The 22,967-nt window shown below is 73.1% G+C and carries 19 protein-coding genes; 9 read left to right on the top strand and 10 right to left on the bottom strand.

Going from position 1 to position 22,967, the window contains the following annotated elements:
* Positions 1-9: 9 nt before the first annotated feature.
* From ACWCYY_RS25515 to ACWCYY_RS25505, 3 genes are all read right to left on the bottom strand, one after another.
* Positions 10-1,242, bottom strand: a complete 1,233-nt coding sequence (locus ACWCYY_RS25515) for a branched-chain amino acid ABC transporter substrate-binding protein (protein WP_345284266.1) — start codon at positions 1,240-1,242, stop codon at positions 10-12.
* Positions 1,243-1,530: 288 nt separating this feature from the next.
* Positions 1,531-2,169: a Tat pathway signal sequence domain protein gene (locus ACWCYY_RS25510; protein WP_345284264.1), complete on the bottom strand. Its 639-nt coding sequence runs from the start codon at positions 2,167-2,169 to the stop codon at positions 1,531-1,533.
* Positions 2,170-2,278: 109 nt separating this feature from the next.
* Complete coding sequence (locus ACWCYY_RS25505; RefSeq protein WP_345284262.1) at positions 2,279-2,731, bottom strand: PaaI family thioesterase; 453 nt, start codon at positions 2,729-2,731, stop codon at positions 2,279-2,281.
* 216 nt (positions 2,732-2,947) lie between these two features.
* Here ACWCYY_RS25505 and polA point away from each other — a divergent pair, with 216 nt between their 5' ends.
* Positions 2,948-5,623 carry a DNA polymerase I gene (polA, locus tag ACWCYY_RS25500; protein WP_449797414.1) on the top strand — a complete coding sequence of 892 codons (2,676 nt, stop codon included), beginning with the start codon at positions 2,948-2,950 and terminating at the stop codon, positions 5,621-5,623.
* A 99-nt stretch (positions 5,624-5,722) separates the two neighbouring features.
* Here polA and ACWCYY_RS25495 read toward each other — a convergent pair whose 3' ends face one another.
* The 4 genes from ACWCYY_RS25495 to ACWCYY_RS25480 form a co-directional block, all read right to left on the bottom strand.
* A complete protein-coding gene (locus ACWCYY_RS25495; RefSeq protein WP_449797357.1) occupies positions 5,723-7,336 on the bottom strand; it encodes a cellulose binding domain-containing protein in 1,614 nt (537 codons plus the stop codon).
* 212 nt (positions 7,337-7,548) lie between these two features.
* Complete coding sequence (locus ACWCYY_RS25490; RefSeq protein ID WP_449797356.1) at positions 7,549-8,349, bottom strand: HEAT repeat domain-containing protein; 801 nt, start codon at positions 8,347-8,349, stop codon at positions 7,549-7,551.
* A gap of 240 nt (positions 8,350-8,589) precedes the next feature.
* Complete coding sequence (gene hrpB / locus ACWCYY_RS25485) at positions 8,590-11,100, bottom strand: ATP-dependent helicase HrpB (protein ID WP_449797355.1); 2,511 nt, start codon at positions 11,098-11,100, stop codon at positions 8,590-8,592.
* Positions 11,101-11,103: 3 nt separating this feature from the next.
* Positions 11,104-11,895, bottom strand: a complete 792-nt coding sequence (locus ACWCYY_RS25480) for a class I SAM-dependent methyltransferase (RefSeq protein ID WP_449797413.1) — start codon at positions 11,893-11,895, stop codon at positions 11,104-11,106.
* Between the two features lie 499 nt (positions 11,896-12,394).
* On the opposite strand from ACWCYY_RS25480, the gene rpsA reads away from it, so the two are divergent.
* Together rpsA and ACWCYY_RS25470 are read left to right on the top strand one after the other, a co-directional pair.
* The gene (gene rpsA / locus ACWCYY_RS25475) at positions 12,395-13,885 is read left to right on the top strand and encodes a 30S ribosomal protein S1 (RefSeq protein WP_345284251.1); all 1,491 of its coding nucleotides are present in this window, start codon (positions 12,395-12,397) and stop codon (positions 13,883-13,885) included.
* Positions 13,886-14,051: 166 nt separating this feature from the next.
* Positions 14,052-16,289, top strand: coding sequence for an MMPL family transporter (locus ACWCYY_RS25470; protein WP_345284249.1), 2,238 nt, complete (start codon positions 14,052-14,054; stop codon positions 16,287-16,289).
* Positions 16,290-16,296: 7 nt separating this feature from the next.
* Here ACWCYY_RS25470 and ACWCYY_RS25465 read toward each other — a convergent pair whose 3' ends face one another.
* Positions 16,297-16,446 carry a hypothetical protein gene (locus tag ACWCYY_RS25465; RefSeq protein WP_345284247.1) on the bottom strand — a complete coding sequence of 50 codons (150 nt, stop codon included), beginning with the start codon at positions 16,444-16,446 and terminating at the stop codon, positions 16,297-16,299.
* A gap of 141 nt (positions 16,447-16,587) precedes the next feature.
* Here ACWCYY_RS25465 and coaE point away from each other — a divergent pair, with 141 nt between their 5' ends.
* From coaE to ACWCYY_RS25445, 4 genes are all read left to right on the top strand, one after another.
* On the top strand, positions 16,588-17,181 hold the full coding sequence (gene coaE, locus ACWCYY_RS25460) for a dephospho-CoA kinase (RefSeq protein WP_449797354.1): 594 nt from the start codon (positions 16,588-16,590) through the stop codon (positions 17,179-17,181).
* 147 nt (positions 17,182-17,328) lie between these two features.
* On the top strand, positions 17,329-18,333 hold the full coding sequence (locus ACWCYY_RS25455; protein ID WP_449797353.1) for a septum formation family protein: 1,005 nt from the start codon (positions 17,329-17,331) through the stop codon (positions 18,331-18,333).
* A 79-nt stretch (positions 18,334-18,412) separates the two neighbouring features.
* Positions 18,413-19,495, top strand: coding sequence for a saccharopine dehydrogenase (locus ACWCYY_RS25450; RefSeq protein WP_449797352.1), 1,083 nt, complete (start codon positions 18,413-18,415; stop codon positions 19,493-19,495).
* Positions 19,492-20,061, top strand: a complete 570-nt coding sequence (locus ACWCYY_RS25445; protein ID WP_449797351.1) for a TetR/AcrR family transcriptional regulator — start codon at positions 19,492-19,494, stop codon at positions 20,059-20,061. Before ACWCYY_RS25450 ends, ACWCYY_RS25445 begins: the two co-directional genes overlap by 4 nt.
* A gap of 37 nt (positions 20,062-20,098) precedes the next feature.
* Here ACWCYY_RS25445 and ACWCYY_RS25440 read toward each other — a convergent pair whose 3' ends face one another.
* Positions 20,099-20,947, bottom strand: coding sequence for a helix-turn-helix domain-containing protein (locus ACWCYY_RS25440; protein ID WP_449797350.1), 849 nt, complete (start codon positions 20,945-20,947; stop codon positions 20,099-20,101).
* A 157-nt stretch (positions 20,948-21,104) separates the two neighbouring features.
* Here ACWCYY_RS25440 and ACWCYY_RS25435 point away from each other — a divergent pair, with 157 nt between their 5' ends.
* Complete coding sequence (locus ACWCYY_RS25435) at positions 21,105-21,704, top strand: NADPH-dependent FMN reductase (protein WP_449797349.1); 600 nt, start codon at positions 21,105-21,107, stop codon at positions 21,702-21,704.
* Positions 21,705-21,715: 11 nt separating this feature from the next.
* Here ACWCYY_RS25435 and ACWCYY_RS25430 read toward each other — a convergent pair whose 3' ends face one another.
* Positions 21,716-22,027 carry a hypothetical protein gene (locus tag ACWCYY_RS25430; RefSeq protein WP_449797348.1) on the bottom strand — a complete coding sequence of 104 codons (312 nt, stop codon included), beginning with the start codon at positions 22,025-22,027 and terminating at the stop codon, positions 21,716-21,718.
* A gap of 226 nt (positions 22,028-22,253) precedes the next feature.
* Here ACWCYY_RS25430 and ACWCYY_RS25425 point away from each other — a divergent pair, with 226 nt between their 5' ends.
* Complete coding sequence (locus tag ACWCYY_RS25425) at positions 22,254-22,958, top strand: hypothetical protein (protein ID WP_449797347.1); 705 nt, start codon at positions 22,254-22,256, stop codon at positions 22,956-22,958.
* Positions 22,959-22,967 lie beyond the last annotated feature (9 nt).

The raw sequence follows: 22,967 nt of genomic DNA, 5'->3' as shown, positions 1-22,967 counted from the left end.
TCAGCCGGTTCAGCCGGTGTAGGTGCCGCTCTTCACGGCGGCCCACTTGCCGTCCTTGACCTGGTAGACGGTCAGCTGCTTGTTGGTGGTGTCGCCGTACTGGTCGAAGGAGACCTTGCCGGTGGCGCCCTCGAAGGAGACCTTGCCGAGCGCGTCGATCACCTTGGCGCGGGCGTCGGACGGGAGCTTGCCGCCGTTGGCCGCGACCACGGCCTTGACGGCCTCGACGATCGACCAGGCGGCGTCGTAGGAGTAGCCGCCGTAGGCCGCGTACGGCTCCGGGTAGCCGGCCGCCTTGTAGCCCTCGATGAAGGCCTTGGCGGAGTCCAGCTGCTCGACCGGGGCGCCGACCGAGGTGGCGAGGTCGTTCTCGGCCTGGCCGTTGGCGAGCTTGATGAACTCGTCGTCGTAGAGGCCGTCACCGCCGAAGACCGGGACGGTGGCGCCGGCCTTCTTGATCTGGCCGCTGAGCGGGCCGCCCTCGGGGTACTCGCCGCCGTAGTAGACCGAGTCGGCGCCGGAGGACTTGACCTTGGTCGCGACCGCGGAGAAGTCCTTGTCGTCGGGGTTGATGTGCTCGGTGCCGACGACCTGGCCGCCCAGCTTCTTGAACTCCTCCAGGAAGATGTTCGCGAGGCCGGCGCCGTAGGTCTTCTTGTCGTCGATGACGAAGACCTTGGTCTTCTTGGCGTCGTTGTAGAGGTACTGCGCGGCGAACTTGCCCTGCACCACGTCGGTGGTGGCGGTGCGGAAGTACGAGGCGTACATGCGCTTGAAGCTCTGCTTGCCCCAGTCCGCGCCGAGGGACAGCTGCGGGTTGGTGTTGGCGGGGGAGACCTGGGCCAGCTTGGCGTCGTTGAAGACGCTCTGCATGGTCAGCGAGACACCGGAGTTGAGCGGGCCGACGACGCCGAGGACGTCCTTGTTGCCGACCAGCTTGGTGGCGTTCTGCTGGCCCGAGGACGGGTTGGCCTGGTCGTCCAGGGCCTCCAGCTCGAAGGTCACGCCGGGGACGGTCTTGTCCTTGTTGGCCTTCTTCACCGCGAGGTCGGCGGAGTTCTTGATGCCGAGGCCGAGGGCGGAGAGCTTGCCGGTCAGGGGCGCGTCGACACCGATGACGACCTTGACGCTGCCGCCGGCGGCGCCTTCTTCGGCCTTCTTCTCACCGCGCGAGCCGCAGGCGGAGACCGTGAGCGCTCCGGCGACCGCGATGCTCACGACAAGCAGTGAACGATTACGCACGAGGGTTCCCTTTCTGAGGAAAAGCACCGGGCCGGATGTGACGGGGTGCTCGTCGCGCGCTGGGGCCAGGCCCGATTGTGTGGCGCGGTGACTGGCCGTGACTCTAGAGCGCATTTCGCGGCTCGGGCAGGGGTGCGGACAGGCTGTGATTCTCTTGTTATGAGGACACGGCGGATTAATCTCACATGGTGGTCGTTCGCCCACTGTTCCCGGGTCCTTGACAGGAGCTTGACCCGTCCGTGGACCTGAATTGCCGCCAGAAATGCAGGTGGTCGGCGATCCGTCCGGTTATCGGACGCCGCCGTCCGGAGAGACGGTTTCGGCCGGAGCCGTCCGGATATCGGAACTTCGGCAGGCCGATCCGAGCCAGTGGGCCAGTGATTCGGAGTAAACCGCCCCCGGGATCTGACTCACCGTCTGGATTGCGCGGGTGTTACGCAGCGTTACATCGATGTAGGGCAGTCCCACTCCGATGGGTACGGTCGAACAGTCCGTCAGGTCGTACTCGAGCCGCAGGAGCAGCGGCCGTCCGGCCGCCGCGGTGAGCGGCAGTCCGCCCCGCACCGCGAGGCTGATCCCCGGGTACGGCTGGCCCACCGCCAGCAGGTCCACCGGGGCGTCCCCCTCCACCCGGAGCTCGGCCGACACCAGCAGGTGCCTGCCCTCGGCCCGCCCCTCGGCCGTCACCGTCAGCCTGGTTACCTGGGCCGGGTACGGGACCGGCGGCGGTGCGGCCCGGGCGGGCGGGTCGCGCTCCAGCGCGCGGAAGACCAGCAGGGCGACGACGGCGACCGCGAGGGCCAGGAGCGCGTACCGCCGCCGGAGCCCCAACTCCCGCTGCGCGCGCGCCAGTCGGCCGGTCGGACCGCCCTCGGTCCGCACCGTGCCGTCCCCGGCCTCCAACGGCCCGAGCCCGTCCCCGGACATGCCAGCGCCCCCTCGTCCGGCAGCTTCCTGCCCGGTGCGGACAGGTGCCAAACAAGGGGGCGTGGGGGGCGCGCGGGAAGAGCGCGCGGACGTGCGGGGGCTCGTGCGGTCAGAGGTCGCGGAGCATGCAGGTCAGCCGGCAGCTGGTGATCCGCTTGCCGGTGTCGTCCGTGATCGCGATCTCGTAGGTGGCCGCGGTCCGTCCCTTGAACACCGCGGTGGCCACGCCCGTCACCAACCCCGAGGTGGCGGACCGGTGGTGAGTCGCGTTCAGGTCCACCCCGACCGCGTACCGGCCGGGGCCGGCGTGCAGCATCGCGCCGATCGAACCCAGCGTCTCGGCCAGCGCCGCCGAGGCCCCGCCGTGCAGCAGCCCGTACGGCTGCTGGTTGCCCTCCACCGGCATGGTGCCGACCACCCGGTCCGCGCTGGCCTCCACCACCTTGATCCCCAGCCGGTCGCCGAGGTGGCCGCCGCTGAAGGTGGAGGGGTCGACGCCCAGCTTGGCGAAGTGGTCGAGCACGTCCTGCGGGACGTTCAGGATCGGGGCCGCGTCGGTCATGGTGCTCCTGCCGTTCGAGGGTCACTGCGAGATCACGTCGTGGTGCTGCGGTGGTGCTCCCGTGATCGTACGACCGCCCGCTCGCGGCGACACGGGGATGTCCCCGCCGGGCCATAGGATCGGTCAGTGGCAGAGCAATCGGCAGGAACGGACGTGGACGTGGCTACGCAGAGTACGGACAAGGCAGCGGCGAGCCCCGGGGAGCGTCCCCGGCTGATGCTGCTCGACGGGCACTCCATGGCCTACCGGGCCTGGTTCGCGCTGCCCGCGGAGAACTTCTCCACCGTCACCGGCCAGACCACCAACGCGATCTACGGCTTCGCCTCGATGCTCGCCAACACGGTGCGGGACGAGCGGCCGACCCACCTCGCGGTCGCCTTCGACCTCTCCCGGAAGACCTTCCGCTCCGAGGAGTTCCCCGACTACAAGGCGAACCGGGCCAAGACGCCGGACGAGTTCAAGAGCCAGATCGGCCTGATCCACGAGCTGCTCGACGCGATGCACGTCTCCCGGATGTCGGTCGAGGGCTTCGAGGCCGACGACATCATCGCCACCCTGGCCACCGCCGCCGAGGCGGCCGGCTACGACGTGCTGATCGTCACCGGGGACCGCGACTCGCTGCAGCTGGTCACCGAGCACGTCACCGTGCTCTACCCGACCAAGGGCGTCTCGGAGTTGACCCGCTACACCCCGGAGAAGGTCGCCGAGAAGTACGGCGTGACGCCGAGTCAGTACCCCGACCTGGCCGCCCTGCGCGGCGACCCGTCGGACAACCTGCCCGGCATCCCCGGCGTCGGCGAGAAGACCGCCGCGAAGTGGGTCAACCTCTACGGCTCCTTCGACGAGCTGGTCGCCCGGGCCGACGAGGTCAAGGGCAAGATCGGCGAGAAGCTCCGCGAGCACCTCGACTCGGTCAAGCGCAACCGGGTGCTCACCGAGCTGGTCCGCACCGTCGAACTCCCGCTCGCCGTCGACGACTTGGCGCGTCAGGCGTTCGACCGCGAGGCGGTCGGCCAGCTGCTGGAGTCGCTGGAGTTCCGCAACCCCAACTTCCGCGAGCGGGTCTACGCCCTCGACCCGGCCCCCGCCGACGAGGCCGAGGCGGCCCCCGCCCCCGGCATCGCCGTCGAGGGCACCCTGCTCACCGAGGAGGGCGCGCTCGCCGCCTGGCTGGCCGAGCACGCGGCCGGCACCGTCGCGGTCGCCGCCCTCTACCAGTGGGCCCTCGGCTCCGGCGAGGTCGAGCAGATCGCCCTGGCCACCGGCGAGACCGCCGCCTGGTTCGACCCGGCCGAGCTCGCCGAGGCCGACGAGCGCGCCCTCGCCGCCTGGCTGGCCGACCCGGCCCGCCCGAAGGCCCTGCACATCGCCAAGCAGGTGATGCGCGCCTTCGCCGAGCGCGGTTGGCGGATCGAGGGCGTGGTCGCCGACACCGCGCTCGCCGCCTACCTCGACAAGCCGGGCCGGCGCACCTTCACCCTCGACGTGCTCGCCGAGGAGTACCTGGCCCGCTCGCTGGCCCCCGCCGAGGTGGCCGAGAGCGGCCAGCTCTCCTTCGACGCCCCCGAGCACGACCCCACCGCCGGCGCCCAGGCCCTGATGGCCCAGGCACGCGCCGTGCTCGACCTCGCCGAGTACTTCGACACCCGGCTCGCCCAGGTCGGCGCCGTGAAGCTGCTGCACGAGATGGAGCTGCCGATCGCCGAGCTGCTGGCCCGGATGGAGCGCACCGGCATCGCGGCCGACCGCGAGTGGCTCACCACCATCGAGTCGCAGTTCGCCGCCGAGATCCAGCGGGTGGTCGGCGAGGCGCACGCCGCGGCCGGTCACGAGTTCAACCTCGGCTCGCCCAAGCAGCTCCAGGAGATCCTCTTCGGCGAGCTCGCCCTCCCCAAGACCAAGAAGATCAAGACCGGCTACACCACCGACGCCGACGCGCTCGCCTGGCTGGCCACCCAGACCACCAACGAGCTCCCGGTCATCCTGCTCCGCCACCGCGACCAGGCCAAGCTGCGCACCACCGTCGAGGGCCTGCTCAAGACCGTCTCGCCCAAGGGCCGGATCCACACCACCTTCAACCAGATGGTGGCCGCCACCGGCCGGCTCTCCTCGCAGGACCCGAACCTGCAGAACATCCCGGTCCGCACCGAGGAGGGCCGCCAGATCCGCCGCGCCTTCGTGGTCGGCGAGGGCTACGAGGCCCTGCTCACCGCGGACTACTCGCAGATCGAGCTGCGCATCATGGCCCACCTCTCCGAGGACGCCGCGCTGATCGAGGCCTTCGAGTCCGGCGAGGACCTGCACACCACGGTCGCCTCCCAGGTCTTCGAGGTCGCTCCCGAGGCGGTCGACGCCGAGATGCGGCGCAAGATCAAGGCGATGTCCTACGGCCTCGCCTACGGCCTCTCCGCCTACGGCCTCTCCCAGCAGCTCGGCATCAAGCCGAACGAGGCCCAGGGCCTGATGGACACCTACTTCGAGCGCTTCGGCGGCGTCCGCGACTACCTGCACCGGGTGGTCGAGGAGGCCCGCGCGGTCGGCTACACCGAGACCCTGCTCGGCCGCCGCCGCTACCTCCCCGACCTCACCAGCGACAACCGCCAGCGCCGCGAGATGGCCGAGCGGATGGCCCTCAACGCCCCGATCCAGGGCACCGCCGCCGACATCGTGAAGATCGCGATGCTCAACGTGGACCGGGCCCTCGCCGAGGCGAAGCTCTCCACCCGGATGCTCCTCCAGGTCCACGACGAAATCGTCCTCGAACTCGCCCCGGGCGAGCGCGAGCAGGTCGAGGCCCTGGTCCGCGAACAGATGGCCGCCGCCTACCCGTTGCGCGCCCCGCTCGACGTCTCCGTCGGCATCGGCGCCAACTGGGAGGAAGCGGCCCACTAGGGTTGCGGAAGGTACGCACCCGGGGGCGCGAGGAACTGCGCGATGCGGAAGGCGGCTCGCCGCACTGCCGGTCGAACAGCCCTCGCGCCCCCGGTGCGCTCACCCGTTGAACGCCGCGAACAGCTTCGAGAACTGGTACGGCGTCTGCGGCACGTTGGTGCACTTCGGCAGCGACCCGGTGCACGCGTTGGCGTCCCGCGTCATCTCCCAGAACGCCAGCTCACCCAGGTGGTTCTGCTGCGCGAACGCCACCACCTGCTGGGCGTCGGCGAGCCCGAACACCTCCGAGGGCGTGTCGTTCTGCCCCAGCATCGGCGTCAGCCCGGTCTTCGCCCACGCCTGGGCCGCCGTCAGCTCCGGCCACACCTGCCGCACCTGGGCCTGGGTGGACTGCCCGGACTGGATCACGTACGCGCCCATCTTCCCGGCCGGGCTCGGCGCGGCCCAGTCCCCGAAGTCCATCGCCATCGCGTTGACCACGTCCACCGCGAGCCCGGCGTTCTTCGCCGACTGCAGCACGTAGACCCCGTCGGCCGTCAGCCCGCTCGGCAGCACCGGCAGCGTCAGACTGACCTTCAGGTCACGCCCCTTGGCCCGCTGCGCCGCCTGCACCTGGGCGACGGCGGCCGAGCGCCGGTCCACCGAGGCCTTCTCGGTGACGGCGGTGCCCTCGATGTCGAAGTCGATGTGGTCCAGCCCGTAGACGTCGACCACCTTCTGGTACTGCGCCGCTAGCGCGGCCACGGTGGTGCAGGACTGCGCCAGCTCGGTCCCGTTGGCCCCGCCGAAGGACGGGCGCACGGTGCCGCCGGCCGCCCGGAAGGCGTCGATCTCCGGCTTGTACCAGCCGCTCGCCGGGTCGAAGGCGCCGAACCAACTGGCCGTGCAGGGCTGGCTCCCGTTGATCAGGAAGGCCAGCGAGAACTGCTTGAGCCCGCTCGCCGCCGACAGCGCCGTCAGGCTCGGCGTCGGGTACGCGCCCAGGTCCACGTACGGGGCGGAGGCCCCCGCCGCCGTCCCGCTGCCGGCCACGGCCGACACGGTCGCCGAGACGGCCGACTCGTTCCCGGCCGCGTCGAAGGCCGAGACGCCGAACACGTGGGTGCTCCCGGCCAGCAGGCCGCCGACCGTCGCGGTGGTGCCGGTCACGGTGGCCACCACCGCGCCGCCCTCCCGCAGGTGGTAGCCGGCCACGCCCTGGTCGTCGGTGCTGGCGTTCCAGGCGAGCGAGACGCTGCCCGGCCCGGTGCCGGAGACCTTCAGGCCGCCGGGCACGCTCGGTGCGGCGGTGTCGGCCGGCAGACCGGCGCAGGGCTTGTCGTTCACGGTGCAGTTGGCCGGAGCGGTCTGCGGCGCGGAGCCGTTGCTCACCCCGAACCCGACCACCGCCGCCGTCGCCCCGGGCGCCAACGGCCCGGCCCAGCTCGGCGGCACGACGGTGTACCGGCGCCCGCCGGTGACGGCGACGGAGGTGAGCGTGCCGTTCCAGGCACCCGTCACGGTCTCGCCGGCCGGCAGGTCGAAGGAGAGCGCCCAGGTGGCCACGGACGCGTTGGTGTGATTGGTGACGGTGTAACTGGCCTCGAAGCCGGTCTGCCAGTTGGAGGTGACCGCGTACGTGGCGGTCACCCCGGTCACACCGGCCTCGGCATGGGCTCCCACCGCGGAGAGCGGGACGGTCAGGGCGGCGGCCGTGGCGGCTGCGATGGGCAAGGCGACGCGCCTCATGGGCGGGTACTCCTCAACGTGGGGTGGGGGATGGCAGCCGCGCGGCCCCCACAAGATGGTCCAGACCAATGCGGGCCGTCAATGGGAAACCGTCCGCTAGGCGAAAGCTTTGCCATCTCCCCCTGAGCGCCGTTGAGTTGACGCGACAGCGCCTTGACCTACCGCTATGGCGCACTTAAGGCCGGCTTGAGCTTCGGTCAGCGCGCGCGGGCCTCGGCCACCGCCTCCCGCACGCTCTCCACCGGATCCCCGGCCAGCCGCTCCAGCAGCTCGGCCACCCCCGGCGAGCGCCAACCCCCGACCGCCCACGCCAGGTGCTCACGCACCCGGGCATCCGGATGCCCCGTCAGGTGCGCCACCGCCTCGACCGGCCCGCGCCGCCGCCGGGCGAGCCAGTACAGCACGTCGCCGACCTGCCCCGGATCCCCCGGCGTCCCGGCCGCGGCCAGCCGCTCCAGCAGCACCGGCACCTTCGGATCCGGGCCGTCCAGCGGATGCGGCAGCCTCTCCCGCAGCCTCCGTCCGCCGTACTCCCCGCGCACCCGGCAGCCGAAGCAGGTGCACGGCCGGGTGCCGTGCACCCCGGGCGCGTACCGCCAGCCCACCCCCTGCGGCACGGACCGCACCCGCCGCACCTCCCGCGCCGTCACCGCCCGGGGCACGAACACCTCCCACCCCAGCGGATCCCGCAACTCCCGTACCCGGCGCACCGCTTCGGCCGCGGTCAGCTCCTGGTGCGCGTGCTTGCCCCGGCCCCCGTAGTGGCCGACCAGCACCGGCTGGTCGTCCGCCAGCCGCAGGTCCACCGCCACCAGCCCGCCGCGACTCCCGCCCCGGGCCAGTTCGCGCACCCACTGGTGCGTCACCGTGAACGACGGCAGCACCGGGAAGCAGTACACCCCGCGCTCGCCGTTAGGCCCCCAACTGACCGCCCGTAGCCCGGCCCGCCGGATCTTCGGGGCGTTCGCCGCCGAACTGAGGTGTACGAAGGTCGCCATGCCGCGGATGCTAACGGCCCGTCGGAGACCCGGCCCGTCCTTTTCGGTGGGGCAGCACGGGGCGGCAGGGCAGCGACCCAGGGGCGCGAGGAACTGCGCGAGGCGGAAGAAGGAGCCCCGTGTGCCGGGTACGGAGATTCACTTGCACGTGAGTGCCCGTACCCGGCACACGGGAAGTCGCCTGCCGCAGCGCCCAGTTCCTCGCGCCCCTGGGCCGCTGCCCTGCCGGGCCCCGTGCCTTCAGCCCTTGCGGGGGTTGGTGCGCTTGGTCGGCTCGGCCGTGCTCGGGTCCTCCGGCCACGGGTGGCGGGGGTAGCGGCCGCGGAGGTCGGCCCGGACCGCCTTGTACCCCTCGCGCCAGAAGGTGGCGAGGTCGCCGGTGACGGCGGCCGGGCGGCCGGCGGGGGAGAGCAGGTGGACCGTCAGGGGCACCCGTCCGTCGGCCAGTTTCGGTGCGGCCTGCCAGCCGAACAGCTCCTGCAGCTTGACCGCCAGCACCGGCCGGTCGCCCGAGTAGTCCACCCGGATCCGCGAGCCGCTCGGCACGGTGATCCGCTCCGGGGCCAGCTCCTCCAGCCGCCCGGCCTGGCCGGAGGCCCAGGGCAGCAGCCGCTGCAGGGCCGAGGCCACGTCGATCCGCTCCAGGTCGGCCCGCCGCCGGGCCCGGGACAGCTCCGGCTCCAGCCAGCCGCCCCCGGCCAGCGCCGTGTCGTCCACCTCGGGCCAGGGCTCGCCCAACTCCCGCTGGAGGAAGGCCAGTCGGGACCGTAGCCCGACCGCCTCCGGCGTCCACCGCAGCAGCGCTCCGACCCCCTCCCGGGCCAGGCCGTCCAGCAGTGCGGCCCGCACCAGCTCCGGATCCGGCTTCGCCAGCGGCGCCGCCTCCAGCTCCACCGCCCCCAGCGCGGACACCCGCCGCGCCGTCAACTCGCCCTGCCGCGAGGACCATTCGACCTCCTCGCGGGAGGCCAGCAGCGCCGCCCCAGCCACCCGCGCGGTCTCCTCCTCCAGGGCCGCCGCGAGCCGCACCCGGGCCGAGTGCGCCCCGGCCGGACGGTCCGCGACCGCCACCGCCAGCCACTCCTCGCCCGCCAGACGCGAACCGGCCCCCAGCTCGGCGGCCGTCCCCGAGGCCATCAGGTACGGCCCGTCCGCGGCCCGCGCCCGCGCGATCCGCTCCGGGTACGCCAAGGCGGCCACCATCCCCGGTACATGACGCTCCGTCACCGAGGGGCTGTCGCCGACGCCCTCCACCAGCCGCCCCAGCCGCCGCACCTCGTCCTTCCACCGCCGCGCGTACGGGTCGTCGGACGCTCCCGACCGCACCCGCCGCCACGCCTCGGTCAGGTCGTCGCCGAAGGCCCGCGGCGGCTCCTCGGAGAGCAGCGCCACCACCTCCGCCGCCCGCCGTGCCCCGACCAGCTCCGCGCCGTCCAGCAGCGCCCGGGCCAGCCGCGGGTGCAGCCCGCTGCGGACGATCCGCTGCCCGCGGTCGGTGGCCCGCCCGTCCGCGTCCACCGCGCCCAGGCCGGCCAGCACCTGACGCGCCGCCGCCATCGCCCCGGCGGGCGGGCGGTCCGGCAGCGCGAGCCCGGCAGCCGTCGGATCGCCCCAGCAGGCCGCCTGGAGCGCGAAGGAGGTCAGCTCGGCCTGGGCGATCTCGGGGGTCGGGAAACGCGGCGCCAGTGCGTCCTCCGCCTCGGCCCAGCACCGGTAGACCACCCCGGGAGCCTCGCGGCCGGCCCGCCCAGCGCGCTGCCGGGCCGCCGCCAGCGAGGCCCGCACCGTCACCAGCCCGGACAGGCCGCGCGCGTGGTCGGTGCGCGGTTCCCGGGCCAATCCGGAGTCGACCACCACCCGCACGCCCGGCACGGTCAGCGATGACTCCGCCACCGAGGTCGCCAGTATCACCCGGCGCCCCTCGCCCGCCGTCAGCGCGGCGTCCTGCACCGCCGCCGGAGCCTGCCCGTGCAGCTGCAGCACCTCGACCCCGGAAGCCCCCAACTGCCCTGCCATCCGGGTGATCTCCCCCACCCCCGGCAGGAAGCACAGCACGTCCCCGTCGCGCTCCGAGAGGGCCCGCCGCACCGTCGCGGCCACGTGCTCCAGCAGCAGCGGGTCCACCCGCGTCCCCTGCGGCGGCCGGACCCCGCGCGGCGGCGGCGCCCAGACCGTCTCCACCGGGTACGAGACGCCGTGCGCCTCCACCACCGGTGCGCCGCCCAGCAGTTCGGCCCAGGCGGCGGTGTCCGAGGTGGCCGAGGCGCAGACGATCCGCAGCTCCGGCCGCAGTGCGCCCCGCACGTCCAGCAGGAAGGCCAGCGCGGTGTCCGCGTCCAGGTGACGCTCGTGGCACTCGTCCAGCACCACCACGTCGACCCCGGTCAACTCCTGGTCCCGCTGCAGCCGTTGCAGCAACACTCCGGTGGTGACCACCTCGACCACCGTCGAGGGCCCCGCCCGCCGCTCGCCGCGCACCGTCAGGCCGACCGCCCCGCCGACCGGCTGCCCCAGCAGCCAGGCCATCCGCCGGGCCGCCGCCCGGACCGCCAGCCGCCGCGGCTCGGCCACCAGCACCCGCCGCGCCGGGCCCGGAAGCCCGTCGGCCAGCCCGGCCAGTGCCAGCGGGACGAGCGTGGTCTTGCCCGTCCCGGGCGGGGCGGAGAGCACCGCCACCCCGTCCGAGGCCAGCGCCCGCTGGAGCGCGGGCACGGCGGTGCGGACCGGCAGTTCGAGCCCGGCGGAGCGCACGGCTCAGCCCCGCTCGGCGACGAAGACCGCGGTGCCCGGGATCAGCCGGCCGCGCAGCGGGCTCCAGCCGCCCCACTCCTGCTCCAGCCCCTCCGGCCACTCCGGCTCGACCAGGTCCAGCAGCCGGAAGCCCGCCCCGGTCAGCTCGCGCACCCGGTCGCCCACCGTCCGGTGGTGCTCCACGTAGGTGGCCCGCCCCTCGGCGTCCTGCTCGACGTACGGGGTGCGGTCGAAGTACGAGGCGGTGGCCGTCAGCCCCTCCACCCCCGGCTCGTCCGGGAAGGCCCAGCGGATCGGGTGGGTCACCGAGAACACCCAGCGGGCCCCGGGCCGCAGCACCCGGTGCACCTCGCGCATCAGCTCGGCGGTGTCGGCGCTGAACGGCACCGCCCCGTACGCCGAGCAGGCCAGGTCGAAGGAGCCGTCCGCGAACGGCAGCACGCCCGCGTCCGCCTGCACCACCGGCAGCGGCTCGGTGCCCCGGCCGAGGTCGATCCGCCGGGAGTGCTGCAGCTGCCGGTAGGAGATGTCCAGCGCCACCGGCACCGCCCCCTGGGCGGCCAGCCAGCGCGAGCACTGGGCCGCGCCGGCGCCGAGCTCCAGCACCCGCAGCCCCTTGAGCCCGGCCGGGTCGCCGAGCAGCCTGGCCTCGGCCTCGTCCAGGCCCTCGGGGCACCAGGTGAAGCGGTCGTCGCCCAGGAACGCGCCGTGCTCGTCCTGGTACTCGTCCGCGTTCCGGTCCCACCAGTGACGGCTGGCCCGGCTGGACTCGCCGGCTTCGGCGTCCCGCCGCAGCGCCTCGTCCTCGTCCTCCTCGGGGAGGTCGAGCGGCGCGAGGTCGTCGGGGTCGGTGGAGGAGGGGGTGGTGGCCAAGGTCGTGGAGCCCGTCGCGTAGGGTATGGGGTGCGGAAGCGCTGCTGTCGCGAGCGGTCCTCTACGAGGTCCGGTTCGCGGCCGTGGCATCCGGGGAGAGGCCCCTGTGGCTGCCACCTGCTGGGTGCGCAATCGGAGGATATGGCCTGATCCATCCCGGCCTCCACCGTCTCGTCGTCTTCGACGTTGACCGTGCCCGGCTGTCCCCGTATGCTACAAGTTGCGCTGCGGGCCTGCGCGCCTCGGACGGAGCAGGTCGCGCTCGCATCTGTCGAAGACCCCACGGTCGCAAGACGGACACCATCTGGTTACCCAGACAGGTGGGCCGTCGTCTTGGCTGTCCGGCTTTCGGTGGGAGCGATACGGGCCCTCCGCGTGGCATTACCTACGACTTCATGTCCGTACCGGAGCCCTTTTCCTAATGACGAGCCCCACCGACACCTCTGTCAGCACCACCCCGCAGGTTGCGGTCAACGACATCGGCGATGCCGAGGCTTTCCTCGCCGCCATTGACGAGACCATCAAGTACTTCAACGATGGCGACATCGTCGAGGGCATCATCGTGAAGGTCGACCGTGACGAGGTGCTCCTCGACATCGGTTACAAGACCGAGGGTGTCATCCCCTCCCGCGAGCTCTCGATCAAGCACGACGTTGACCCGCACGAGGTCGTCAAGGTCGGCGACGAGATCGAGGCCCTGGTTCTCCAGAAGGAGGACAAGGAGGGTCGTCTGATCCTGTCCAAGAAGCGCGCTCAGTACGAGCGTGCCTGGGGCACGATCGAGAAGATCAAGGAAGAGGACGGCATCGTCACCGGTACCGTCATCGAGGTCGTCAAGGGTGGTCTCATCCTCGACATCGGCCTCCGTGGCTTCCTCCCGGCCTCGCTGGTCGAGATGCGCCGCGTCCGCGACCTCCAGCCCTACGTGGGCAAGGAGCTCGAGGCCAAGATCATCGAGCTGGACAAGAACCGCAACAACGTGGTCCTGTCCCGCCGTGCCTGGCTGGAGCAGACCCAGAGCGAGGTCCGCCAGACCTTCCTCACCACCCTCCAGAAGGGTCAGGTGCGCTCCGGCGTCGTCTCCTCGATCGTCAACTTCGGTGCCTTCGTGGACCTGGGTGGCGTCGACGGTCTGGTCCACGTTTCCGAGCTGTCCTGGAAGCACATCGACCACCCGTCCGAGGTCGTCGAGGTCGGCCAGGAGGTCACCGTCGAGGTCCTCGACGTCGACATGGACCGCGAGCGCGTCTCCCTGTCGCTGAAGGCGACCCAGGAGGACCCGTGGCAGCAGTTCGCCCGGACCCACCAGATCGGCCAGGTCGTCCCGGGTAAGGTCACCAAGCTGGTTCCGTTCGGTGCGTTCGTCCGCGTGGACGAGGGCATCGAGGGTCTGGTCCACATCTCCGAGCTGGCCGAGCGCCACGTGGAGATCCCGGAGCAGGTCGTCCAGGTCGGCGACGAGATCTTCGTCAAGGTCATCGACATCGACCTCGAGCGTCGTCGCATCAGCCTCTCGCTGAAGCAGGCCAACGAGGCCCTCGGTGGCGACGCCGCCGCGGCCGAGTTCGACCCGACCCTCTACGGTATGGCTGCCTCGTACGACGACGCGGGCAACTACATCTACCCCGAGGGTTTCGACCCCGAGGCCAACGACTGGCTCGAGGGCTTCGAGAAGCAGCGTGAGGAGTGGGAGCGCCAGTACGCCGAGGCGCAGACCCGCTTCGAGGCCCACCAGGCTCAGGTCATCAAGAGCCGTGAGGCCGACGCCGAGGCCGCTGCCGAGGGTGGCGACGCCGTCGCCGCCGCTGCCGGTGGCTCCTACACCTCGGCCAGCGACGAGGGCTCCGGCGCCCTCGCTTCGGACGAGGCGCTCGCCGCGCTCCGCGAGAAGCTGGCCGGCGGCCAGAGCTGAACACCGCCTGACCTCGGTCTCTGAGGTTCGGTAGTACACGGACCCCCCGTCCCGGTTCCCGGGACGGGGGGTCCGTTCGTGTGAGATGGATCGCGGCGCAGCGGTATAGGGAATTGGGTGGTTTACACCTAGCTTGGTGGGGAACCGCCCGAAAGGCCTACGCACCATGCGCACAATCCTCACTGCGGCACCCCCCTCCCCGTCCGACGACCAGAAGGTCGGCGGACGGCTCGCGGCCCTCGGTCGGTTCTGCTTCCGGCGCCGCCGCTGGGTGCTCGGCCTCTGGGCGGTGGTGCTCGTCCTCGGCGTGCTGATCGGCGGGAAGGTGTTCGAGGGCACCGTCTCGGCCACCGACGCCAAGGGCTCGGAGTCCTCGGCCGGCGCCGCCGTGCTGGCCCAGGCCGACCCCTCGCGGGGGACCGTCACCGCGGTGGTGGACGGCGTACAGGTGACCGACCCGGCGGTGAAGTCGGCCGTCACGGACGCCACTTCGGTGATCGGGAAGCTGCCCGGGGTGCTCTCGGTGGCCGACACGTACGGCAGTGACGGGGCGCTGAGCGCCGCGGACGGGAAGGCCTCGCTGGTCTCCGTGCGGATGGCCGACGGCTCGACCGACGCGCAGCTCAAGGCCGTGACCGACGGCTTGAAGGGGATCCACGCGCCGGGCGCCAAGGTGACCGTCGGCGGGGACCTGGTGACCCAGCAGGAAGTGGTCGCCCAGACCCAGGCGGACACCCGTTTCGGTGAGATCGTCACGCTGCCGTTGACGTTGCTGGTGATGGTGCTGGTCTTCGGCGGCTTCGCGGCCGCCAGTCTGCCGGTGATCGGGGCGGTCGCCTCGGTGGGCGGGGCGCTGCTGGCCATGTTCGGCTTCAGCCGGCTGATGGACATCGACACCAGCGTGCTGCCGATCGCCACCGTGCTCGGCCTCGGACTCTCCATCGACTACGCCCTCCTGATGGTCAACCGCTTCCGCGAGGAGCGCGGCCACGGGGCCGCGATCGCCGCCGCAGTGGAGCGGACGGCGGCCACCGCCGGACGGACCGTCATGTTCTCCGGCCTGACCGTGGCCGTGGCGCTCTCCGGTCTCTTCGTCTTCACCAGCCCGGTCTTCCGGGCGGTCGCGGTGGCCGGGGTGAGCGTGGTGGTGATTGCCGTCGCGGCCGCGCTGACCCTGATCCCCGCACTGCTCGGCTTCGTCGGCCACAAGGTCAAGACACCCACCGAGCCGGTGCCCGACGAGGGCTTCTTCACCCGGACGGTGCGGCGGGTGCAGCGCCGGGCGATCCCGGTGGTGCTGGCCTGCGTGGCGCTGCTGATGGCGGCCGGCGCTCCCTTCCTCGGCTCCGACTGGCGCAGCTCCGGCGCCGCCGTGCTGCCGGCCTCATCGGCCGGCCGGCAGGTGGCCGAGACCGTCGAGCAGCGTTTCCCGGCCCTGGCCCCCGCACCGGTGACGGTGGTGGTCGAGGCCGACCGGGCGGCCGCCCAGCACTACGCCGACCAGGTGGTCTCCAAGCTCCCCGACGTCGCCGGGGTCCGGGCCGTGACCGCGGTCTCGCCGGGGGTGAGCACCGTGGAGGTGCTGGTCCACGGCGATCCGCAGGGCGCCGAGGCCAAGCGGGTGGTGAAGGAGCTGCGCGAGCAGCGCGACGGGATGACCACCCACGTCACCGGGGACGCCGCCTCGGTGGTGGACTTCCAGCACGAGATCGTCACCCGCGGCCCGTGGGCGCTGGGCCTGGTCGCCGTCGGCACGCTGGTGCTGCTCTTCCTGATGACCGGCTCGGTGGTGATGCCGGTCAAGGCCCTGCTGATGAACGTCCTCTCGCTCGGGGCCTCGCTCGGCGCGCTGACCCTGGTCTTCCAGCACGGCTACTTCAGCGGCCTGCTCGGCTTCACGCCGACGGGCGGGCTGGAGACCTTCATACCCGTGCTGGTCTTCGCCTTCGCCTTCGGGCTCTCGATGGACTACGAGGTCTTCCTGCTGGCCCGGATCAAGGAGCTCCGGGACCAGGGCCACAGCTGCTCGCGCGCGGTGGAGCTCGGACTCCAGCGCAGCGGGAAGATCATCACCTCGGCGGCGCTGCTGATGGTCATCGTCTTCGCGGGCTTCGCGGCGGGGCAGATGCTGATGGTCAAGGAGATGGGGATCGCGCTCGCGGTGGCCGTGGCGGTGGACGCCACCCTGGTGCGCTGCCTGCTGGTGCCGGCCGCGATGACGCTGTTCGGCGAGTTCAACTGGTGGGCACCGGCGCCGCTGCGCCGACTGCACCGGCGGTTCGGGCTGACCGAGCACGTGGCGCTGCCGCCGCTGCCGCAGCCGGTGCTGCCGGCCCAGGCGCCGCCGGTGGACGGACGGCTGGACGGGCCGCTGGAGGAGAAGGTGCCCGCCCCGGTCGGCTGACGGTGGGTCAGCGCAGGGTGCAGGAGTTGCCGAAGTCGCCGTTGAGGGCGGACAGTCCGCCGAGTGCGTCGCAGGCGGCGGCCGGGCCGGCGGTGAGCAGCAGGCCGCCGACGGTGGTGGCGAGCAGGAGCGCGAGCCGGGTGCGGGTGAGCTTCATGAGGGTTCCTCGGGGTTCCTTGCTCGGTGGGGTGTGGCGTGGTTCGTACGGAGCGCCCTGCACAACGCCGGTGCGGCGGCGAGGGAATGGCGGCTCACCCGGGCGGCGGAGCGTACGCCGGTAGGCGGTAGCCTGGCCCGCATGCTGAGGATCGGACTGACGGGCGGGATCGGGGCGGGCAAGAGCGAGGTGTCCCGGCAGTTCGCCGCACTGGGTGCGGTGATCGTGGACTCCGACCTGATCGCCCGTGAGGTGGTGGAGCTGGGGACGGACGGGCTGCGCGCGGTGGTGGCCGAGTTCGGCGAGGGGGTGCTGCGCGAGGACGGCACGCTGGACCGGCCGGCGCTCGGCGCGCTGGTCTTCGGCGACCCGGAGCGGCTGGCCGCGCTGAACGCGATCGTCCACCCGCTGGTACGGGCCCGCTCCGCGGAGCTGGAGGCCGCCGCCGGGGACGCCGACGTCGTGGTGCACGACGTCCCGCTGCTCGCGGAGAAGGGGCTGGCGCCGCTGTACGACCTGGTGGTCGTGGTGGACGCCGAGGACGAGGTGCGGCTGGACCGGCTGGTGCGGCTGCGGGGGATGGCGGCCCAGGAGGCCGAGGCCCGGATGGCGGCCCAGGCGACCCGCTCCGCGCGGCTGGCGGTGGCCGATCTGGTGATCGACAACAGCGGGCCGCTGGCCGAGCTGGCGCCGCAGGTGCGCGCGGTGTGGGAGCGGCTGCGCGAGCGGCTCTGAGACGGTGCCGCGGGCCGGTGTCGTGGGGTGGTGTCGCGGGCCGGTATTCCGCACGGGCGTCCGGTCTGTTCGGCTAAGGTCTCGGTGATCTTGTCGAACACCTGCCCGTAGCGGAGACGCACGGGCGCCAGGGGGAGTCGTACCGCCATGACCGAGAACCAGCCGTTCCCCGGCGGTCCGTCCGCCACCGACCCGTGGGCCGTTCCGGCCGCCGCCGCGCCCGCCGTCGCGTCGGCCGGAGGGAGCCGGAAGCGGTTCCTGCTGGGGACGGCGGCGGCGGTCGTGGCCGCCGTCGTGGTGGCGGGGACGCTGCTCTACGTCAAGGTGGACGACCTGGTGCGCGAGGCGGTCGCCTCCGGGGCCGGGCCCGCGACCGGGCAGTGCTACGTCGAGGGGCTGCGGAGCGGCGAGGACGACTCGGTGCTGCTCTCCCGGCTGCGGACCGTCCCCTGCGATCAGCGGCACGAGGGCGAGGTGGCCGGCACCGTCCGGTTGGAGGACTCGCTGGGGGCCGCGCCGACCGAACGGCAGATCTCGCACGCGGCGGTGCTGGCCTGCTCGCCGCAGTGGGACGCGTACGCCCCGGACAGCTGGGCGATGCCGCGGCACGTGGGGGAGTCCCACATCTACCCGTCGAGCCTTCAGTGGGCGGCCGGGAAGCGGGAGGCGCTCTGCGTCTTCGACGGTGGCAGGACGGGCTCCACCGGATCGGTGCGGGTCGCGGCCGGCTCGCTGAACGAGAGTCAGCTCGCCTACCTGCGTGCGGTCAACCCGTACAACCGGGCCTACGCGGAGGACCCGTACAACGGCTCCGGCGAGGTCGAGCGCGCCGACCTGGCGGAGTGGGTGCGGCAGATGGCCGAGGCCTCGGAGCGGGAGGCCCAGGCGCTGCGGGCGGTGGTGTGGCCGGAGGCGGTCCGGCAGCCGATGAGCAGGATGCTGGACGCCAAGGACCGGGAGACCGCCGCCTGGCGGGCGGCCGTGCACGTGGGCGACGCCGAGGACCTGGAGGACCTGGCGGACTCGGCGGACGAGATCTCCTCGGACAGCATTGGCCCCGCGACAGCGGTCCGCAAGGCGCTCGGGCTGGCCACCGGCTCGACGGGGTCCCCCACGGCGGGGACGACGGCGCCGGGCGGGCTCCAGGTCTGACCGCGCGGTGGCCCCCGCCGGATCACGGCGGGGGCCGTTCTCGGCTCTGTTTTTAGGTCGAGTGACCTATATTGGGTCCATGGCACTCGATCAGCTCTCCCACGACCCCGCCGGACCGGTCCTGCTGCTCGGCGGCTACGGCACCGTCGGGGCCGAACTCGCCCGCACCGCAGCCCCGTTCGCACCGTTGCTGCTGGCCGGCCGTAGTCCGGAGCGGGCCGCGGAGCTCTGCCGGGAGACCGGCGCCGAGGCCCGGCGGTGGGACCTGGCCGACCCGGAGCCCTTCGCCGCCGGGGTGCGGGCCGTGGTGGCCCTGGTGAACGACCCGGACGACCGGGCGCTGGACGCGGCCCTGCGCGGCGCGGTCCCGTACGTGGACGTGACCCGCTGGACGGCGCGGCTGCAGCGGGCCGTCGCCCGCGTCTCGCTGGCCCCGGGGTGCGGGCCGGTGCTGCTCTCCTCCGGGTGGATGGGCGGGGTGGTCCCGCTGCTGGCCGCCGCACTCGCCGAGCGGCTGGGCGGGCTGGAGACGCTGGACACCGCCATCCGCTACGACCTCGCCGACCGGGCCGGGGCCGACTCGGTGGAGTTCATGGACCGGCTGGGCCTCGCCTTCGAAGCCACCGAGGGCGGCCGGACCGCGCCGGTGGTGCCGCTGACCGGGGCGCGGACCTTGGTCGTGGGCGGCGAGCGGACCAAGGTGGCGCGGATCGACACCCCCGAGCAGTTCACCCTCCCGCTCACCCTGGGCGCCACCGGCGTGGCCACCCGGATCGGCTTCAGCAGTACGGGCGCCACCAATGCGCTGCTCGGCCTCGGCCGCCTCGGTTTCTTCCGCTGGGCCTCGGGCGAGCGCTGGCAGCCGACCAGGCGCCGCCTGCTGTACGCGCCCGGGCAGGGCGGCACCGCGCGGATCCGGCTGGACGCCACCGGGCCCCGGGGGCGGGCGTCCTGGACCGTCACCGATCCGCTCGGGCAGGCCCATCTCACGGCGGTGGGAGCCCTGTTGGGGCTGCGGCGGGTGCTGGGGGAGGACGGTGCCGCGGCACCGTCCGGGCTCGCCTTCCCGGAGCAGCACCCGCTGCCGGGCGGGGTCCTCGCCGCGCTCGCGGAGCTGGGAGTGGTGGTCGAGGCCGGGGCCGTCGGGGCGGTCGCGGCGTGAGCACGGCGAAGGGGAGCGCGCGGCGGACGGCCATCCTGGACGCGGCGGAGCGCACCCTGGTGACGGGTGGTCACGGGGCCCTGTCGCTGCGGGCGGTGGCCGAGGCGGCCGGAGTGCGGCTCGGGCACCTGCAGTACTACTTCCCGAGCCGGGACCAGCTGGTGGCGGAGCTGCTGGCCCGGGTGCTGCACCGCTCGCTGGAGCAGCTCGGCGCGGAGAGCGCCGCCACCGAGGCCGACCCCGAGCGGCTGGTGGCGATGCTGCTTGCCCAGCACCAGGACGGCGAACTGGTGCGGCTGTTCGTGGAGTTGTGGGCGCTGGCGGCGCGGGACGAGGCGGTGGCGGCGGCGGTCCGGGCGTTCTACGCCGACTACGGGCGGCTGGTGGCCGGGCAGATCGGGGGTTGGCGTCCGGAGCTTCCGGTGGCCGAGTGCCTGGCCAGGGCGGAGGCCTTCGTGGCGCTGATCGAGGGGGCCTCGCTCTTCCGGTCGGGGGTGGCGGGGCGCGCCTCGGCCGGGACGGACGGTCAACTCCTGTCGGCCGCGCGGCTGTTGCTCCTGGGATAGGCCGGCCGGGTGTTGTCCCGCTCCGACGCCCGGTGCGTCAGACGGCGCGCAGGGCGCCGGGGCGGCGGCCGGTGAGGCGGTCGAGGGCGGCGGCGGTGGCCTCGTCGGCGGGCAGGTGGACGATCAGGCGCTGCTCGTCGTCGGCGGGGAGGTCGAGGGTCTCGTAGGCCAGTCGCAGGGCGCCGGCCTCCGGGTGGGTCAGGCGGGTGGTGCCGCTGGTGCGGGGCAGACCGGCCAGCCGCTCCAGCCGGTGGCTGAACCCGGCACCGGCCGCCACCGTCAACTCGTCCATCAGGGCGGCGACATGGGGATCCGAGCGGCCAGGGCCCTGCTTGAGGGCGGCCACCTGTTCGTCGGCCGCCTGCTCCCAGTCGGGGAGGGCGGTGCGGGCCCGCGGGTCGGTGAAGACGTAGCGGGGGAGGCTGGGCCACGGGCCGTCCAGCAGGCCGATCGGCTCCATCAGCAGGCGGTAGCCGGAGGTGGTGGCGAGCACCTCGCCGAGCCGGTTGACCAGGACGGCGGGGCCCGGCTCCAGCCGGTCGAGCAGTGCCCGCACCGTCGGCCGGACGGCCCGGCGGGGCTGGGCGCCGCCGGTGCAGCTGAACGAACCGTCGGCCCCCTTGGCGAGGCGGTGCAGGTGCACGCGCTCGGACATGGTCATCCGCAGCGCGTCGCCCAGTGCGCCGAGCACCTCGGTGGAGGGCCGGCGGTCCCGGCCCTGCTCCAGCCGGGTCAGGTACTCCACGCTGACCCCGGCGAGGGTGGCGAGTTCGGACCGGCGCAGCCCCGGTGTCCGGCGGCGGGTGCCGGTCGGCAGACCGGCCTCGGCGGGCGTCACCGACTCGCGGCGCAGGCGCAGGAAGAGTCCCAACTCGTTGTCGCTCATGGGGGCGACGCTAACAGGCGCGGCGCGGCGGATCGTGGCCCTGGTACTACCACCCTCGGCGCGGTCTCCCTCCGGCTCCGGTGGGGCGGCAGATTGGTGGAGCGGCCCCGGTCGGGGGCCGGTCCGGAAGATCCGATCCATCGTCAGGAGCAGTGCCATGTCCGGTGACAAGCTCAATCTGGTCGTCCTCGTCGGCAGCGTGCGGGAGGGCCGCTTCGGCCCGGTGGTGGCCGACTGGTTCGCGGGCCGTGCGGCGGAGCACGGCGCGTTCGCGGTGGAGGTGGTGGACCTCGCGGAGTACGACGTCCCGGTGTCGCTGCCGGCCACGCCGCCCGCGATGCACCCCGAACTGCCGCGCCCCGAGCGGATGGCGGGGCTGACGGCGAGGCTGGCGGCCGCGGATGCGGTGGTCGTCCTGACGCCCGACTACAACCGCAGCTTCCCGGCCTCCCTGAAGGCGGCCGTCGACTGGTACTACCGGGAGTGGGCCGCGAAGGCGGTCGGCTTCGTCGGCTACAGCGGCGCCAGCGGCGGCGTGCTGGCGATCGAACAGCTGCGGCAGGTCTTCGGTGAGTTGAACGCCCATGCGGTGCGGGAGTACGTCTCCTTCCCCCGGTTCTACGAACTCTTCGCGGCGGACGGCACTTTGCACGCCCCGGACGGCCCCGAGGCGGCGGCCAAGGCGATGCTCGACCAGCTCGCCTGGTGGGGGTCGGTGCTCCACGACGCCCGCCGGGACCGGCCGTTCGCGGCCTGAGGCGGCGCGGGCTAGAACCGCTGTGGTGCGGCCGGGTACCAGGCAGGCGGAGGCGGGGTGGGGTGGGCCAGCTTGTAGAGCCGGGCGCCCCCCACCGCCAGGGTCGTGCAGGAGGCCAGGGCGACGACGGCCAGCGTCATGACGTGCCCCGCGAGCAGGGTCGACCAGGCCACCGCCTGGAGGGCGGCGAGCGGGACGAGCAGCAGGGCGCGCGTCCGGATGCCCAGCCACCCGAGGAAGGTGACCACCAGGGCGAGCAGGGTGGCCGGCCCCATGACCACGGCGCATCCCAGGATCACGAGGAAGATCAGTTCGAAGATCACGCCGCACGCTCCGGTTCGGACGGGAGGGTCCTGACGACGCCATCCTGACAGAGAGTTTGAACATGTTCAATCTCAAGGCCCGGGTGGCGGTCACGTGTGCCAAATGCCCGGTGTTGGGCGGAAATTGGCAGGAGGGAAACGTCCGGGTCCTTGTGTGCGGGGCGGGTTGCGTGGAGACTGCCGGGCAATCGTTCGAGGTGCTCGGCAGGAGGGGAGGGTGGGGCGGATGGCCGTACGGCGGTACTGGTACGTGCTCGCGCTGTTCGGGATGCTGATCGGCTGTTCGCTGCCGCTGTACCGGGTGCCCGTGGACGGCTGCCGCCAGGTGGTGCCCGACGGGTTCTGCGCGGCGGTGGTCTTCCGCTCGCCCGGCGGTCTGCTCGGGACCCACGAGCTGGCCCGGCCGGGGTGGCTGGCGGTGTACTGGGCCCTCGCGCTGGTGCTCGCCTGCTGGCTGGTGCTGCGCCGCTACCGGCGGGCCGGGCGGCCGGTGCGGGTGGTGCCGGCGGTGCTCGGGATGGTGCTGCTCGGCGGGGCGGCGGCGGTGCTCACCGTGATCGGGTGGAACGGGCTGCGCAGCCCCTCGGCCTGGGCCGCCTCGGCGCACCTGCTGGTCTTCAACGGTGCCACCCCGCTGGTGGTCGCGGCCGGGGCCCTGCTGCTGCTCGGGGCGGGGGAGCGCAGCTGGGTGCTGCTGCTCTTCGCGCTCGGCTTCGCGGCGGTCGCGTACGGCTGCGCCACCTACGACCCGCTCCACCTCGCGGAGCGGCTGGGCTGGGTGGTCGAACTGCCGGACGGGCTGGTGGAGTACCGGCCCGCCCTCCACCTGGCGATCCCGGCCGCCGTGCTGCTCGCCGCGGCCGTGGCGGCCGGCCTGACGGGTCGTTTCACCCGGGGCACCGGCGGCCGCCACGCCCGCGAGGAGGAGTAGCGGCCCCGT

This window comes from Kitasatospora sp. NPDC001664 (assembly GCF_053596675.1).
This window is presented reverse-complemented; position numbering and strand designations above follow the sequence as displayed.

Bases quoted from the DNA above. Each gene is read 5' to 3' on its own strand.
- ACWCYY_RS25455 (WP_449797353.1), top strand. From the start codon at position 17,329: ATGACCGAGAACCAGCCGTTCCCCGGCGGTCCGTCCGCCACCGACCCG.
- polA (WP_449797414.1), top strand. From the start codon at position 2,948: ATGCTGCTCGACGGGCACTCCATGGCCTACCGGGCCTGGTTCGCGCTG.
- ACWCYY_RS25505 (WP_345284262.1), bottom strand. From the start codon at position 2,731: ATGACCGACGCGGCCCCGATCCTGAACGTCCCGCAGGACGTGCTCGAC.
- ACWCYY_RS25470 (WP_345284249.1), top strand. From the start codon at position 14,052: ATGCGCACAATCCTCACTGCGGCACCCCCCTCCCCGTCCGACGACCAG.
- ACWCYY_RS25490 (WP_449797356.1), bottom strand. From the start codon at position 8,349: ATGGCGACCTTCGTACACCTCAGTTCGGCGGCGAACGCCCCGAAGATC.
- ACWCYY_RS25510 (WP_345284264.1), bottom strand. From the start codon at position 2,169: ATGTCCGGGGACGGGCTCGGGCCGTTGGAGGCCGGGGACGGCACGGTG.
- ACWCYY_RS25435 (WP_449797349.1), top strand. From the start codon at position 21,105: ATGTCCGGTGACAAGCTCAATCTGGTCGTCCTCGTCGGCAGCGTGCGG.
- ACWCYY_RS25440 (WP_449797350.1), bottom strand. From the start codon at position 20,947: ATGAGCGACAACGAGTTGGGACTCTTCCTGCGCCTGCGCCGCGAGTCG.
- rpsA (WP_345284251.1), top strand. From the start codon at position 12,395: ATGACGAGCCCCACCGACACCTCTGTCAGCACCACCCCGCAGGTTGCG.
- ACWCYY_RS25450 (WP_449797352.1), top strand. From the start codon at position 18,413: ATGGCACTCGATCAGCTCTCCCACGACCCCGCCGGACCGGTCCTGCTG.
- ACWCYY_RS25425 (WP_449797347.1), top strand. From the start codon at position 22,254: ATGGCCGTACGGCGGTACTGGTACGTGCTCGCGCTGTTCGGGATGCTG.
- coaE (WP_449797354.1), top strand. From the start codon at position 16,588: ATGCTGAGGATCGGACTGACGGGCGGGATCGGGGCGGGCAAGAGCGAG.
- ACWCYY_RS25465 (WP_345284247.1), bottom strand. From the start codon at position 16,446: ATGAAGCTCACCCGCACCCGGCTCGCGCTCCTGCTCGCCACCACCGTC.